The 15,164-nt window shown below is 39.5% G+C and carries 10 protein-coding genes; 9 read left to right on the top strand and 1 reads right to left on the bottom strand.

Going from position 1 to position 15,164, the window contains the following annotated elements:
• Window positions 1-11 precede the first annotated feature (11 nt).
• The 5 genes from ABFY81_RS15450 (at window position 12) to sucD (ending at window position 7,764) form a co-directional block, all read left to right on the top strand.
• Window positions 12-2,852, top strand: a complete 2,841-nt coding sequence (locus tag ABFY81_RS15450; RefSeq protein ID WP_068936437.1) for a 2-oxoglutarate dehydrogenase E1 component — start codon at window positions 12-14, stop codon at window positions 2,850-2,852.
• Complete coding sequence (gene odhB, locus ABFY81_RS15455; protein WP_004705895.1) at window positions 2,852-4,048, top strand: 2-oxoglutarate dehydrogenase complex dihydrolipoyllysine-residue succinyltransferase; 1,197 nt, start codon at window positions 2,852-2,854, stop codon at window positions 4,046-4,048. The genes ABFY81_RS15450 and odhB overlap by 1 nt, the downstream gene beginning before the upstream one ends.
• A gap of 62 nt (window positions 4,049-4,110) precedes the next feature.
• On the top strand, window positions 4,111-5,544 hold the full coding sequence (gene lpdA, locus ABFY81_RS15460) for a dihydrolipoyl dehydrogenase (RefSeq protein WP_002051272.1): 1,434 nt from the start codon (window positions 4,111-4,113) through the stop codon (window positions 5,542-5,544).
• 148 nt (window positions 5,545-5,692) lie between these two features.
• Entirely contained in the window at window positions 5,693-6,859 is a 1,167-nt protein-coding gene (gene sucC / locus ABFY81_RS15465) for an ADP-forming succinate--CoA ligase subunit beta (protein ID WP_001048573.1), read from the top strand.
• A gap of 14 nt (window positions 6,860-6,873) precedes the next feature.
• The gene (gene sucD, locus ABFY81_RS15470; RefSeq protein ID WP_000114637.1) at window positions 6,874-7,764 is read left to right on the top strand and encodes a succinate--CoA ligase subunit alpha; all 891 of its coding nucleotides are present in this window, start codon (window positions 6,874-6,876) and stop codon (window positions 7,762-7,764) included.
• Window positions 7,765-8,175: 411 nt separating this feature from the next.
• Here the strand turns inward: sucD and trpS are convergent, their stop codons facing one another.
• Complete coding sequence (gene trpS / locus ABFY81_RS15475; protein WP_004705897.1) at window positions 8,176-9,189, bottom strand: tryptophan--tRNA ligase; 1,014 nt, start codon at window positions 9,187-9,189, stop codon at window positions 8,176-8,178.
• 205 nt (window positions 9,190-9,394) lie between these two features.
• Between trpS and ABFY81_RS15480 the strand changes: the two genes are divergently transcribed.
• The 4 genes from ABFY81_RS15480 to ABFY81_RS15495 all read left to right on the top strand — a co-directional run.
• Window positions 9,395-10,324, top strand: coding sequence for a DUF808 domain-containing protein (locus tag ABFY81_RS15480; protein WP_019457178.1), 930 nt, complete (start codon window positions 9,395-9,397; stop codon window positions 10,322-10,324).
• A 26-nt stretch (window positions 10,325-10,350) separates the two neighbouring features.
• Window positions 10,351-11,250, top strand: coding sequence for a neutral zinc metallopeptidase (locus tag ABFY81_RS15485; RefSeq protein ID WP_134263115.1), 900 nt, complete (start codon window positions 10,351-10,353; stop codon window positions 11,248-11,250).
• A gap of 231 nt (window positions 11,251-11,481) precedes the next feature.
• Window positions 11,482-12,984: a cation:proton antiporter gene (locus ABFY81_RS15490; RefSeq protein WP_004705905.1), complete on the top strand. Its 1,503-nt coding sequence runs from the start codon at window positions 11,482-11,484 to the stop codon at window positions 12,982-12,984.
• A 440-nt stretch (window positions 12,985-13,424) separates the two neighbouring features.
• Window positions 13,425-15,164 (top strand): Ig-like domain-containing protein (locus ABFY81_RS15495; RefSeq protein WP_347914107.1); only part of this gene is annotated, 1,740 nt, incomplete at its 3' end.

The following is a 15,164-nucleotide window of genomic DNA, read 5'->3' on the forward strand; positions in this document are numbered from 1 at the left end:
TGGGTCCACAAATGCAAGAAGTTGCTGACGCATTGCGTCTTGACACTGAACTTTCCGCTGATAGTGCAGCGTATATTGAAGAACTTTACGAGCAGTACCTGACTTCCCCAACCTCTGTAGCTGAGGACTGGCGCCAATATTTCGATAAATATCCAAAAGGTGACCAACCACACAGCGCTGTGCGTGAGCAATTCCTATTACTAGGACGTAATGCTAACCGTGTTCAACCTGTTGTACAAAGTACTGTAAGTACTGAGCATGAGCGTCGTCAAATTGGCGTTTTACAACTTATTGCTGCTTATCGCAATCGCGGACATCAAAAAGCTAAATTAGATCCATTAGGTCTTGCTAAGCGTGAAGATATTCCTGATTTAGATCTTTCAGCACATGGTTTAACCAAATCAGATTTAGACACAGTATTCAACACAGGCAATCTTGAGATTGGTAAGAGTGAAGCAACTCTTGCTGAAATGATTGAAGCAATGGAAGCGATCTATTGTGGTTCAATCGGTGTTGAATACATGCATATCGTGGACACAAAAGAAAAGCGTTGGATTCAACAACGTCTTGAAAGTGCCCGTGGTAAGTTCAATTACTCAAATGATCAAAAGAAAGGCTTCTTAGAGCGTTTAACTGCTGCTGAGGGGCTAGAAAAATATCTTGGTAATAAATACGTCGGCGCTAAACGCTTTGGTGTGGAAGGCGGCGAATCTTTTATTCCTATGGTAAATGAGATTATCCAGCGTGCTGGTGCTGTAGGTTGTAAAGAAGTTGTTATCGGTATGCCACACCGTGGCCGTTTGAACCTTCTTGTTAACATTATGGGTAAAAACCCTGCGGACTTATTTGGTGAGTTCGAAGGTAAATCAATTCATAAGAAAGGTTCAGGTGACGTTAAATACCACCAAGGTTTCTCAAGTAATGTAATGACTCCAGGTGGCGAAGTTCACTTGGCATTGGCATTTAACCCATCTCACTTGGAAATTGTTGGTCCTGTAGTTGAAGGTTCTGTACGCGCACGTCAAGTACGTCGTAGAGACATCGGCGGTGATGACGTATTACCAGTTATTGTTCATGGTGATGCTGCATTTGCAGGTCAAGGCGTGAACATGGAAACCTTCCAAATGTCACAAACTCGTGGCTATACGGTTGGTGGTACGGTTCATATCATTGTGAACAACCAAGTTGGTTTCACAACTTCTGATCCGCGTGATGCGCGTTCTACAGAGTACTGTACAGACGTTGCTAAAATGATTCAGGCGCCGATTTTCCATGTAAATGGCGATGATCCTGAAGCAGTTATCTTTGCTACTCAATTAGCACATGATTTCCGTCACGAATTCCGTAAAGATGTTGTTATCGATTTGTTCTGTTATCGCCGTCGTGGCCATAACGAAGCAGATGAACCATCTGGTACACAACCATTGATGTACCAAGTAATTGCGAAGAAAGCAACTACTCGTACACTTTATGCTGATCAACTTGTACAACAGAAAGTACTTGATCGTGCTGAAGCGGATCAAATGGTTGAAGATTACCGTTCTGACTTAGAAGCGGGTAATCATGTAGCAAACGCATTGATTCTTGAACCAAATACCAAAATGTTTGTTGATTGGACTCCATATTTGGGCCATGACTACACAGACGATTGGGATACTTCATTCGATTTGAACCGCCTTAAAGAATTAGGCGAGGGCATGAGCAAACTTCCTGAAGGGTTTGTAATGCAGCGTCAAGTTCAAAAAGTAATTGAAGATCGCGTGAAAATGCAAACTGGTGAAACTCCTTTGAACTGGGGTGCAGCAGAAACTTTAGCTTATGCAACTTTATTAGATGAAGACTATTTAGTTCGTATTACTGGTGAAGACGTGGGTCGTGGTACTTTCTCACACCGTCATGCGAAATTGCATAACCAAGCTGATGGTTCAACTTACATTCCACTTTGTCATGTTAAAGAGAACCAACCACGTTTTGCGATTTACGATTCTTTATTATCTGAAGAAGCAGTTCTTGCATTCGAATATGGTTACGCAACTACAATTCCTAAGAGCTTGATTATTTGGGAAGCACAATTTGGTGACTTCGTAAACTGTGCTCAAGTTGTGATTGACCAGTTTATTGCTTCTGGTGAGACTAAGTGGGAACGTGTTTGTGGTTTAACAATGTTGTTACCACATGGTTTCGAAGGTCAAGGTCCAGAGCATTCCTCAGCTCGTTTAGAACGTTTCTTACAGTTATGTGCTGAAGATAACATGCAAGTGATCACTCCAACGACACCTGCACAGATTTTCCATGCATTACGTCGTCAAGCTGTACGCCCAATTCGTAAGCCATTGATCGTAATGTCACCAAAATCTTTACTTCGTCATAAACTTGCAACTTCTACTTTAGAAGAGCTTGCAAATGGTTCATTCCAAACTGTAATTGACGAAATCGATCAAATTAACAAGTCAGATGTAACTCGTCTTGTACTTTGTGGCGGTAAAGTTTATTACGACTTACTCGAAAAACGTCGTGAACAAAACTTAACTAATGTTGCAATCGTACGTATTGAACAGTTGTATCCATACCCAGAGCAACGTCTTGCGGAAATCTTGGCTGCTTATCCAAATGTGAAAGAACTCGTTTGGGCACAAGAAGAGCCGAAGAACCAAGGCGCATGGTTATTTATTGCACCGCGTTTATATGACGATATCTTAAAATCTGGCAAACAAATCCGTATCAGTTTTGCAGGTCGTGAAGCTTCTGCTGCACCAGCTTGTGGCTCACCGTACTTGCATGCAAAACAACAAGCTCAGCTAATTAATGATGCATTGGCAATCGAAGCTGAACAATCAGGAGATTCTCAATAATGGCAACCGAAATTAAAGCACCGGTATTCCCAGAGTCTGTTGCAGATGGCACCATCGCAACTTGGCATAAAAAGGTGGGTGAACCTGTATCACGTGATGAAGTAATCTGTGATATTGAAACCGACAAAGTTGTTTTAGAAGTTGTTGCTCCTGCAGATGGTAGCTTGGTTGCAATCATTAAAGGTGAAGGCGATACAGTTCTTTCTGACGAAGTTATTGCTCAATTCGAAGCTGGTGCTGGTGCAGCGGCTGCTGCTCCTGCTGCAGTAGAACAAGCAGTTGCTCAAACTCAAGCTGGTGCAGCTCCTGTTGTTGAACGTACAGAAACTGTATCTGATCAAGCTCCTGCGGTTCGTAAAGCTTTAACTGAATCTGGTATTGCTGCTGCTGACGTACAAGGTACTGGCCGTGGTGGTCGTATCACTAAAGAAGATGTTGCAAACCATCAAACTAAACCAGCTGCTAACGTTACTCCGTTAAGTGTTGCTGTTGGTGAGCGTATCGAAAAACGTGTTCCAATGACTCGTTTACGTAAGCGTGTTGCTGAGCGTCTTCTCGCTGCAACTCAAGAAACTGCAATGTTAACTACATTTAACGAAGTTAACATGAAGCCAATCATGGAATTGCGTAAGCAATATAAAGATGCTTTCGAAAAGCGTCATGGTGCTCGTTTAGGCTTCATGTCATTCTTCGTTAAAGCAGCAACTGAAGCGCTTAAACGCTACCCAGCTGTAAATGCTTCAATTGATGGCGACGATATCGTTTATCACGGTTACTATGACATCGGTGTTGCAGTATCTTCTGATCGTGGTCTTGTTGTTCCAGTATTACGTGATACTGACCGTATGAGCTATGCAGAAGTTGAAGCAGGTATTGCTGCTTATGCTGGTAAAGCACGTGACGGTAAATTATCTATCGAAGAAATGACTGGTGGTACTTTCACAATCACTAACGGTGGTACTTTCGGTTCATTGCTTTCAACTCCTATTTTGAACCAACCGCAAACTGGTATCTTGGGTATGCACAAAATCCAAGAGCGTCCTATGGCGGTAAATGGTCAAGTTGAAATCTTGCCAATGATGTACTTAGCGCTTTCTTATGACCACCGTATGATCGATGGTAAAGAAGCTGTAGGTTTCTTAGTTGCAATCAAAGAATTGTTAGAAGAGCCAGCTAAACTCATCCTTGATCTTTAATTTCTTCGAATAAATACCTACCAGGGTAGAGCGATCCTCTATCCTGGTTTATGGAGATAAAAATGTCTCAACAATTTGATCTTGTTGTCATCGGCGGTGGTCCTGGTGGTTATGAAGCTGCGATTCGTGCTGCTCAACTAGGTTTCAAAGTCGCTTGTATTGAAAAACGTATTCACAACGGTAAGCCTTCTTTAGGTGGTACTTGCTTAAACGTAGGTTGTATCCCTTCTAAAGCTTTGCTTGATTCTTCTCATCGTTATGAAGATACAGTGCATCACTTAGCTGATCACGGTATTACAACTGGTGAAGTGAATTTCGATCTTGCAAAACTTCTTGCTCGTAAAGACAAAATTGTTGACCAATTAACTGGCGGTATCGATCAATTGCTTAAAGGCAACGGTATTGAGTGGTTAAAAGGTACAGGTAAATTACTTGCTGGTAAAAAAGTTGAGTTCGTTTCTCATGAAGGTGAAACTCAAGTTTTAGAACCTAAATACGTAATTCTTGCGTCTGGTTCTGTGCCTGTAAATATTCCTGTAGCTCCTGTAGATCAAGATATTATTGTTGATTCAACTGGCGCATTAAACTTCCCAGAAGTACCTAAGCGTTTAGGTGTGATTGGTGCTGGTGTAATCGGTTTAGAACTTGGTTCAGTATGGCGTCGTCTTGGTGCTGAAGTTGTTGTATTTGAAGCAATGGATGCATTCTTGCCAATGGCTGATAAAGCTTTGGCAAAAGAATACCAAAAGCTTTTAACTAAGCAAGGTCTTGATATTCGCGTTGGTGCTAAAGTTTCTGGCACTGAAGTTAATGGTCGTGAAGTGACTGTTAAATACACTCAAGGTGGCGAAGAAAAAACTCAAACTTTTGACAAATTAATCGTTTGTGTTGGCCGTAAAGCATATGCAGAAGGTTTATTGGCTGAAGATTCAGGCATTAAATTAACTGAACGTGGTTTAGTTGAAGTAAATGATCACTGTGCAACTTCTGTAGAAGGTGTATACGCGATTGGTGACTTGGTTCGTGGTCCAATGCTTGCTCATAAAGCAATGGAAGAAGGTGTAATGGCTGTTGAACGTATTCACGGCCATGCAGCTCAAGTGAACTATGACACAATCATTTCTGTTATCTATACACACCCTGAAGCGGCGTGGGTAGGTTTAACTGAAGAGCAAGCTAAAGAAAAAGGTCATGAAGTAAAAACTGGTCAATTCGGTTTTGCTGTAAATGGTCGTGCTTTAGCGGCTGGTGAAGGCGCAGGTTTTGTTAAGTTCGTTGCTGATGCAAAAACTGACCGTTTATTAGGTATGCATGTCATTGGACCTGCAGCATCTGATATCGTTCACCAAGGTATGATCGCTCTTGAATTTGTATCTTCAGTTGAAGATCTTCAGTTGATGACTTTTGGTCACCCAACATTCTCTGAAGTTGTTCATGAAGCTGCACTTGCTGTAGATGGTCGTGCAATTCACGCGATTCAACGTAAGCGTAAATAAAATTAAAGAGCGGTTCTCCGCTCTTTTTCACATTCGATGGTGTGATTAAAAAATCATCAAGTTGATAGACGTAGACAGCAATTTGCATATACAACATGAGAATGTTGCGCAAATTGAAGACAACAAACAAAGTTAAGTAGGTAACTAAATGAACTTACATGAGTATCAAGCTAAAGCGTTATTGAAAGAATATGGTATGCCGGTACAAGAAGGTATCTTGGCAACCAATGCAGACGAAGCAGTTGCTGCATTTGAACAGCTTGGTGGTAAATTCGCTGTAATGAAGGCGCAAGTTCATGCTGGTGGTCGTGGTAAGGCTGGTGGCGTTAAAGTTGCAAAATCTAAAGAAGATGTTATCGAATTTGCAAACAATATCATTGGTACTCGTCTTGTAACGTATCAAACTGATGCAAATGGTCAACCAGTAAACAGCATCATTGTTGCTGAAGACGTATATCCAGTTGAGCGTGAGCTTTACTTGGGCGCGGTTGTAGATCGTTCTAGCCGTCGTATTACTTTCATGGCTTCTACAGAAGGTGGTGTAGAAATCGAGAAAGTTGCTGAAGAAACTCCAGAAAAAATTATCAAAGTTGAAGTTGATCCATTAGTTGGCTTACAACCATTCCAAGCACGTGAAGTTGCGTTTGCTTTAGGTTTGAAAGACAAACAAATCGGTCAATTCGTAAAAATCATGACAGCTGCTTACCAAGCATTTGTTGAAAACGATTTTGCTTTATTTGAAATTAACCCACTTTCAGTTCGTGAAAATGGCGAAATTTTATGTGTAGACGCGAAAGTAGGTATCGACTCTAACGCGCTTTACCGTTTACCTAAAGTTGCTGCTTTACGTGACAAATCTCAAGAGAATGAGCGTGAATTAAAAGCATCTGAATTTGATCTTAACTATGTTGCTTTAGAAGGTAACATCGGTTGTATGGTTAACGGTGCTGGTCTTGCAATGGCAACTATGGACATCATTAAACTTTATGGTGGTCAGCCTGCAAACTTCCTTGACGTTGGTGGCGGTGCAACTAAAGAGCGCGTAATCGAAGCGTTTAAAATCATCCTTGCTGATACATCTGTACAAGGTGTTTTAATCAACATCTTCGGTGGTATCGTACGTTGTGACATGATTGCTGAAGCAATTATTGCAGCGGTTCAAGAAGTAAACGTAACTGTTCCAGTTGTTGTTCGTTTAGAAGGTAACAACGCTGAGTTAGGTGCTAAATTACTTGATGAATCTGGTTTGAAATTAATTTCTGCGAACGGTTTGTCTGATGCCGCAGAAAAAGTTGTAGCTGCAGTTAAAGCGTAAGGGGAGTATCAATCATGAGCGTATTAATTAATAAAGACACTAAAGTATTGGTACAAGGTTTTACTGGTAAAAACGGTACTTTCCACTCTGCACAAGCTTTAGACTACGGTACAAAAGTTGTTGGTGGTGTTACTCCAGGTAAAGGTGGTACAACTCACCTTGACTTACCAGTATTCAACACAATGAAAGAAGCTGTACGTGAAACAAATGCAGATGCATCTGTAATCTATGTACCAGCTCCATTCGTTTTAGACTCAATCGTTGAAGCGGTTGATTCAGGTGTTGGCCTAATCGTTGTGATCACTGAAGGTGTTCCAACAATCGACATGCTTAAAGCAAAACGTTATTTAGAAACTAACGGTAACGGTACTCGTTTAGTTGGTCCTAACTGCCCAGGCGTGATCACTCCGGGTGAATGTAAGATCGGTATTATGCCTGGTCACATCCACCAACCAGGTCGTATTGGTATTATCTCACGTTCAGGTACATTGACTTATGAAGCGGTTGCTCAAACAACTAAGCTTGGTTTAGGTCAGTCTACTTGTATCGGTATTGGTGGTGACCCAATCCCAGGTATGAACCAAATTGAAGCTCTTCAATTGTTCCAAGACGATCCAGATACTGATGCAATCATCATGATCGGTGAGATCGGTGGTACAGCGGAAGAAGAAGCTGCTGAATTCATCAAATCTAACGTGACTAAGCCAGTAGTAGGTTACATCGCTGGTGTAACTGCTCCTAAAGGTAAGCGTATGGGTCACGCTGGTGCGATCATTTCTGGTGGTCAAGGTACTGCTGAAGAGAAATTTGCTGCATTTGAAAAAGCAGGTATGGCTTACACTCGTAGCCCAGCTGAGCTTGGTTCAACTATGTTGCAAGTATTAAAAGAGAAAGGTTTAGCTTAATAGCTTCCTTAAATCTTTAAAAAAATACCGCATCTGAAAAATGATGCGGTATTTTTTTGCATCATTGAAAAGTAGCATAAAATGAAATAAGAAATAATAAGGCTAAAAAAAGACAAAAAAATACGCAATGATTGGGGTGATCACTGCGTAGAACAACGAATCTGTTAAAAACAGTTTCGGCTTAAGGAGAAATGTCGTGAGGTTCATATCAACCTACTTGAGCTATATTAGTTAAGGTTTAATATTTCTTCATTAAGGTTCGCGTTAATTAGTGTTACTTCACGTTAAAAGGGTAAGTGCATGTGAATCATTATAAATATATTAACAATGTAAAATTTTAAACTATTGAATCTTAATGTAATTATAAAAAAAAGCCCCGTAGGGCTTTTTACTTATATGTTTACTCTAGAGTTAAAACTTAAATAAGCCTAAGCCATCTTTAACTTCATCTAAAGTTTGTTGAGTAATGATTCTGCATTTGTCAGTACCTTGACGTAAAACATCCATAATGTAATCAGGATCTTTAGCAAGTTCTTCACGGCGTTCACGAATAGGTGTAATTAATTCTTTTAACACACCTTCAAGACGTTTTTTAACAGTACCGTCACCAAGACCACCGCGGCGATAATGCGCTTTTAATTCTTCAACTTCTTCTTTATTTGGATCAAATGCATCTAAATAAGTAAATACAATGTTTCCTTCAACTTGACCTGGATCTTCAATACGAAGGTGATTTGGGTCTGTGTACATTGCATTTACAGCTTTCTTAATGTCTTTGTCAGAAGCATTTAAAACAATGGTATTGCCTAATGACTTAGACATTTTCGCTTTACCATCAAAACCTGGTAAACGAGCCATATTAGAAAGTAAAGCTTTACATTCAGGTAAAAGGTCTTGACCAATTTGGCGATTCACACGACGGACCACTTCATTGGTTTGTTCAATCATTGGAATCTGATCTTCACCCACTGGTACTACAGTTGCTTTAAAAGCTGTAATATCAGCAGCCTGTGCAACAGGGTAGCAAAGGAAACCAGCAGGAATGTCACGCTCAAAACCACGCATTTGAATTTCAGATTTGATGGTTGGGTTACGTTCTAAACGAGCTACAGTTACAAAGTTAAGATATAACATTGTAAGCTCATTCAATGCTGGTAAACATGACTGTACGCAAATCGTGGTTTTAGTCGGATCAATACCTACAGCTAAATAATCTAGAGCAACTTCCAAAATATTGCGACGTACTTTATCTGGGTTATCTGCATTGTCAGTTAGGGCTTGTGCATCTGCTAATAAGAGATGTTGATGATGGCTATCCTGTAAACCTACACGTGAACGCAAAGAACCGACAAAATGCCCAAGATGAAGTTGTCCGGTTGGGCGGTCGCCTGTCAAAATAATTGGACGCTGATCAACATTACTCATTATTTATTCCACTATCGTATTGGCTTAATCAGGGATAGTAAGCCCTGTAATATAAAGATTGGCATTATTGTACGGGAAATAAAATTTTTTCGTCAGCGATTGGTTAAACTTTCTTAAAATAATATTGTGAATTTATTCAGTAAAATTACAGAAATTAGAATATTTCATCTTACAATAGCCAGATAAATACAAACTTGGATAAGAAATGGCAAGTGGCTTACTTTTATTACTAGATGATATTGCAACAATTTTAGATGATGTCGCTTTAATGAGCAAAATGGCAGCAAAGAAAACTGCTGGTGTTTTGGGAGATGATTTGGCTTTAAATGCACAACAGGTAACAGGTGTGCGGGCTGATCGTGAACTGCCTATTGTGTGGAAAGTCGCTAAAGGTTCATTAGTTAATAAGCTTATTTTAGTACCTTTGGCTTTATTAATTAGTGTGATTGCTCCTTGGCTGATTAACCCGCTATTGATGCTAGGTGGCTTATTTTTATGTTATGAAGGTGTTGAAAAGGTTCTTCATACCATCATGCATAAAAAAGCTTCGACCTCTGAAGAAGCAGAAAAAGAGTTTAATAATGAAGAGTTAGATTTAGAAGCCTTTGAAAAAGAGAAAGTAAAAGGAGCTATTCGAACTGACTTTATTTTATCTGCTGAAATTGTTGTTATTTCTTTAGGTACGGTTGCTACTGCTGCTTTAATGACAAAAATAAGTGTACTTAGCATTATTGCTGTCGTGATGACGCTAGGTGTTTATGGCTTGGTTGGTGTGATTGTTAAAATTGATGATTTAGGATTATATTTAACAAAACAAGCTGCTTCTTTCAAACAAACATTAGGGCGTGGATTACTTGCTTTTGCTCCTCTTTTGATGAAGTTACTTTCTATTGTTGGAACTATTGCAATGTTTTTAGTAGGTGGAGGGATTATTAACCATACGATTCCTTTACTTCATCATATTACTGAAGATACGGTCGATCATTTAGAAACTATACCTGCGGTCGGAAATATTATTGGTGCTTTAACACCAACATTGATGAACTTTGTGATAGGAATGATTGCTGGTGCAGTTGTATTACTTATCGTAAGTTTAATACAAAAAATTTGGCCTAAAAAAGCATCGAACTCTTGATGCCATTCTAAAATAAGAGGGAAATTATGCGTTGGAGAGATCGTAGAGTCAGCACCAATGTTGAGGACCGTCGAGGTGGGGGCGGTGTTAAAGCAGGTGGTATTAGTATTATTGGTTTGGTCGTAGCATTTGTTGCATGGAAATTTTTTGGCGTTGATCCACAAATGGCCTATCAGGCAACGCAGCAGGTTACTGCTTCACAACAATCAAATGAAACTGCACCGCAAACTTTAACACCTCAGCAAAAAGAAGCTTCAGATTTTGTTGGGACAGTATTAGCAGATACAGAAGATACGTGGACACCTATATTTAAACAGTTAGGTAAAACTTATACGCCGCCAACCTTAGTTTTATTTAGTGGAATGACTAGCTCAGGTTGTGGTACTGCTCAATCTGCAATGGGACCTTTTTATTGTCCGGCTGACCAGAAAGTTTATATTGATACTGAATTTTTTAAAGATATGCGTGAGCAAATGGGTATCTCGGGGGAGCAAAATAAATCAGAGCTCTCTCGCCAAGATCAGGCAGGTGATTTTGCACAAGCCTATGTTGTTGCGCATGAAGTGGGCCATCATGTTCAAACCTTGCTTGGTATTTCTTCGCAAGTGCAACAAGCTCGTTCGCAAGTCAGTCAGAAAGAAGGTAATCAGTTATCTGTTCGTCAAGAGTTACAAGCTGACTGTTTAGCAGGTATATGGGCAAATCATAATCAACAGCGTACTCAGTTTTTAGAGGCGGGCGATGTTGAAGAAGCAATGGATGCTGCTCAAAAAATTGGTGATGACTATTTACAAAAACGTGCAACAGGTCAAGTTGTGCCTGATAGTTTTACCCATGGCACCAGTGAGCAAAGGATGCATTGGTTTCAAGTGGGCTTAAAGTCAGGTGATATTAATCAATGCGATACTTTTAATAACTCTATTTGAACTACAAAGATGAGTTTGCCATAGGTTCATGTGAGCTCATCTTTTCATAATCTCTCTGATTCATAATTAATGTTAAGAAATTTAACTGATTGCTATAGTGCTTAGCGTAATTCGTTAAACTTATATTCTATTTTTAATTGTTTGGGCGCACATGAAGTGCCCATTTTCTCGCTCTGTTCAGTTTAGCTGTCTAGGTTTTTATTTGGTCATTGACCCAGAAGAAGGGTGTTCATGGGTAATTTTTTCTTATTACAAGCATTTACGGTTGTATTTGCCTTATCAATTGCAACCACAATATTCAATAAGCGTATTTTAGGCTTTCCTCAAGCGATTGGCGTACCTCTTGTTTCTGCAATTTTTGTCTTCATTTTGCAATGGGGCGCCAGTCTGTTAAATGGTAATCAGTTCATTAGCATTAATATTCATAACATTGAAAATGCAGTTCGAAATATTGATTTCTATGACTTTTTAATTAATGGCGTTATTTGTTTTATTCTGACATCTTCAGCACTTAAATTTAAAATTTCAGATTTAAGAAGTTATTGGAAACAAATTAGTATTTTAGCAACGATTGCACTCGTTATCTGCGCAGTATTGTTTGGTGGTTTACTTTATGGTTTCCAATTGTTGATTGGTCATCATGTACCAATATTGGTTCTTCTGTTATTAGGTGCTGCCTTGGGTGCAACAGACCCCATTGGTATTAAGGGCGTTTTAAGTTCGATTCGGGCACCCCATCATCTTATTGTGAAATTAGAAGGCGAATCTTTATTTAATGATGCGATGTGTATTGCATTATTTATGACACTACTTAATGTTTTACAGGGTGAACATTTTTCATTAGTTGCAACGTTGGAAGCTTTACTTTATGAAATTGTGGTTGCCATTGGTATTGGATGGGCATTTGGTATAGGAACATTACGTCTATTACGTGGTAAGCACGAAATGGAATCCTTGATTTTAACGACGGCATTGCTGGCCAGTGGCGCATATCTGGTGGCTTTATTCGCCCATGCATCTGCACCAATTGCTTGTGTGATTGGGGGGTTAATTGTTGGAAATAAATGGAAAGAAATTCGTGAAGAACGTGAGATTAGAGAAGTTAACCATTTTTGGCATACAGTAGAAGGAATTATCAATTCATTCTTATTTACTTTAATTGGTCTTGAATTATTTATTCTAGATTTAAACTTTAGTCTGATTTTGGGTGGAATTGTTGCTTTCCTTATTCTGCATATTTCGCGTTTTGCGGCAAACTTTATGTCTTTTGCCTTCTTTCCAACAATGCGAAAGACCAAAAGTTACAATGGTAGTTTAACCATTTTATCTTGGGGAGGGGTTCGGGGAGGCATTTCACTTGCTTTAATTTTAGCAGTTGCAAATATTCCCGCGCTTAGCCCTTATAGTAGTATTCTCATTGGATACACCTTTATTAGCGTATTATTATCTGGTGTAGTGTGTGGTCTGGGCTTACCAGCGGTAATGAATGCCTTTTATTATAATCCAAATGAAGAAAAGGAAGGGCTTAAAGGTTTTTATCAAAAACTATGTCATAAAATGAACCGCCGTGGTTTTCAATATGTAGTTGGAGAAGATGCGTTGGGAAGAGAAACAATCACAATCTTTAATCCAGATGTTATTGTTGATCAAAAAACTGAAGATGGTATTGCAACTATGCATGATCCAAATAAGTTACAAGAAGTAAAACGCTTTGAAAGCCCTGACAATTTTTAGAACAACTTAAAAGTGCATTTAATTAAAAAGTATGGCTTTAGTGTAATAATAAAATATTCACTAAGGCCATTTTTTTTCTATATATATCATTAATAATATATTTTATTTTGTTTAAATATTAAAGGTTGTTATATAAAGATTTGAATTGAGATAACTTTCAATAATTAAAAGCTAAATTTGTTTTATATATAAAACATTTAATTTATGTTTATTTAAAATTATAAGAATAAGAACGAGAATTTTATTTATATAAAATTTGTATTAATTAGTTTTTTTTCTTTGAGGACTTTAGTATTTGTTTTTTTTATTTTAAAGTGGTTAATGTAAAAATGATCACATTACTTAATGTTTTTAAGTTGTAGGTCAAAAAACTCAAAAACGTTAAGTGAAAAAAATTATCATAAAATCATTTAAATCAATAATATAAAAGGAATATAGATATGCCTGAAATACAAATTATTGCCAAGGAAAGTCATAATACCTTGTCAACAATAAAAGGGACTTCTGCCAAACTCTCAGAAGCTTCGGTGGTATTGGTAAAAGTAGCTGCTAGTGATGTATTAGTAGTGAATAGGGAGGGTACCAATGCAGTAATTCGTCTTAAAAATGGCGAAACTATTGTTATTGAAGACTTCTTTAGTGGCACAGCTGAACCTGCTGACAATAGTCTTGTTTTCCAAGACCAGAATGGACAGTTGATTTGGGCAAAATTTAAAGATGCTGAAAATGATGCGGATGCAGACAGCGATGCAGATGCGGATGCTGACAGCGATGTGGAACCGCAGGCCCTGTTAGGTGAGGATTTACCAGCAGCATTACCAGCAGAAGCTCCTCAAGCGCTAGTATCTGATGTTATTTATCAGCCTATTTCTTCAATTGAGCCGTTACTTTATCACGATGCTGGTTTGAATCCATGGTTGTTGGCAGCCATACCTTTGGTTGCGGGTGGTATTATTGCTGCTGCGTCCAATAGTAGCAATGATTCTTCAAATCCTGCGGATACTACTCCTCCAAACACAAATGGTGTTACTTTTTCAGTTGATCCTATTACTTCAGACAATGTCATTAATGCTTCAGAAGCATCAGGTAATGTTACGGTTACAGGTGTATTGAAAAATGTTCCATCAGATGCGGCGAATACGGTCGTAACTGTTGTAATTAATGGGGTTACGTATACAGCAACTGTCGATAAAGTAGCGGGGACATGGAGTGTAAGTGTACCGGGTAGTGGTCTGGTTGCAGATGCAGATAAAACGATAGATGCCAAAGTAACGTTTACAGATGCGGCAGGTAACAGCAGCAGTGTTAACGATACACAAACTTATACAGTAGATACGACAGCACCAAATGCGCCGGTACTTGATCCGATCAATGCAACAGATCCAGTGACAGGGACAGCAGAGCCAGGTTCTACGGTTAAGGTGACCTTCCCAGATGGCACGACAGCAACTGTTGTTGCAGGTCCAGATGGTACCTGGTCAGTGCCGAACCCAGGTGATCTTAAAGATGGTGATAAAGTTACAGCAGTGGCAACAGACCCTGCTGGTAACCCATCGTTACCAGGTACAGGTATTGTAGATGCAGTTGCTCCAAGTACAGATGGAGTTAATTTTACAATAGATTCAGTAACCGCTGACAATGTCATTAATGCTTCAGAAGCATCAGGTAATGTTACTGTTACAGGTGTATTGAAAAATGTTTCATCAGATGCGGCGAATACGGTCGTAACTGTTGTAATTAATGGGGTTACGTATACAGCAACTGTCGATAAAGTAGCGGGGACATGGAGTGTAAGTGTACCGGGTAGTGGTCTGGTTGCAGATGCAGATAAAACGATAGATGCCAAAGTAACGTTTACAGATGCGGCAGGTAACAGCAGCAGTGTTAACGATACACAAACTTATACAGTAGATACGACAGCACCGAATGCGCCGGTACTTGATCCGATCAATGCAACAGATCCAGTGACAGGGACAGCAGAAGCGGGTTCTACGGTTAAGGTGACCTTCCCGGATGGCACGACAGCAACTGTGGTTGCAGGTCCAGATGGTAGCTGGTCAGTGCCGAACCCAGGTGATTTGACAGATGGTCAAACAGTGACTGCAACTGCGACAGACCCGGCAGGCAATACCTCATTGCCAGGTACGGGCGTGGTTTCAGCAGACATCACAGCACCAGTG

This window comes from Acinetobacter sp. WA-87 (assembly GCF_039938935.1).
In the GTDB taxonomy this organism is placed as follows: Bacteria; Pseudomonadota; Gammaproteobacteria; order Pseudomonadales; family Moraxellaceae; genus Acinetobacter; species Acinetobacter seifertii.

Excerpts from the sequence above, each read along its gene's own strand:
- odhB (WP_004705895.1), top strand. The coding sequence starts at position 2,852 with ATGGCAACCGAAATTAAAGCACCGGTATTCCCAGAGTCTGTTGCAGAT.
- trpS (WP_004705897.1), bottom strand. The coding sequence starts at position 9,189 with ATGAGTAATGTTGATCAGCGTCCAATTATTTTGACAGGCGACCGCCCA.
- lpdA (WP_002051272.1), top strand. The coding sequence starts at position 4,111 with ATGTCTCAACAATTTGATCTTGTTGTCATCGGCGGTGGTCCTGGTGGT.
- ABFY81_RS15485 (WP_134263115.1), top strand. The coding sequence starts at position 10,351 with ATGCGTTGGAGAGATCGTAGAGTCAGCACCAATGTTGAGGACCGTCGA.
- sucD (WP_000114637.1), top strand. The coding sequence starts at position 6,874 with ATGAGCGTATTAATTAATAAAGACACTAAAGTATTGGTACAAGGTTTT.
- ABFY81_RS15490 (WP_004705905.1), top strand. The coding sequence starts at position 11,482 with ATGGGTAATTTTTTCTTATTACAAGCATTTACGGTTGTATTTGCCTTA.
- ABFY81_RS15450 (WP_068936437.1), top strand. The coding sequence starts at position 12 with ATGCAAGAAGTTGCTGACGCATTGCGTCTTGACACTGAACTTTCCGCT.
- ABFY81_RS15480 (WP_019457178.1), top strand. The coding sequence starts at position 9,395 with ATGGCAAGTGGCTTACTTTTATTACTAGATGATATTGCAACAATTTTA.
- sucC (WP_001048573.1), top strand. The coding sequence starts at position 5,693 with ATGAACTTACATGAGTATCAAGCTAAAGCGTTATTGAAAGAATATGGT.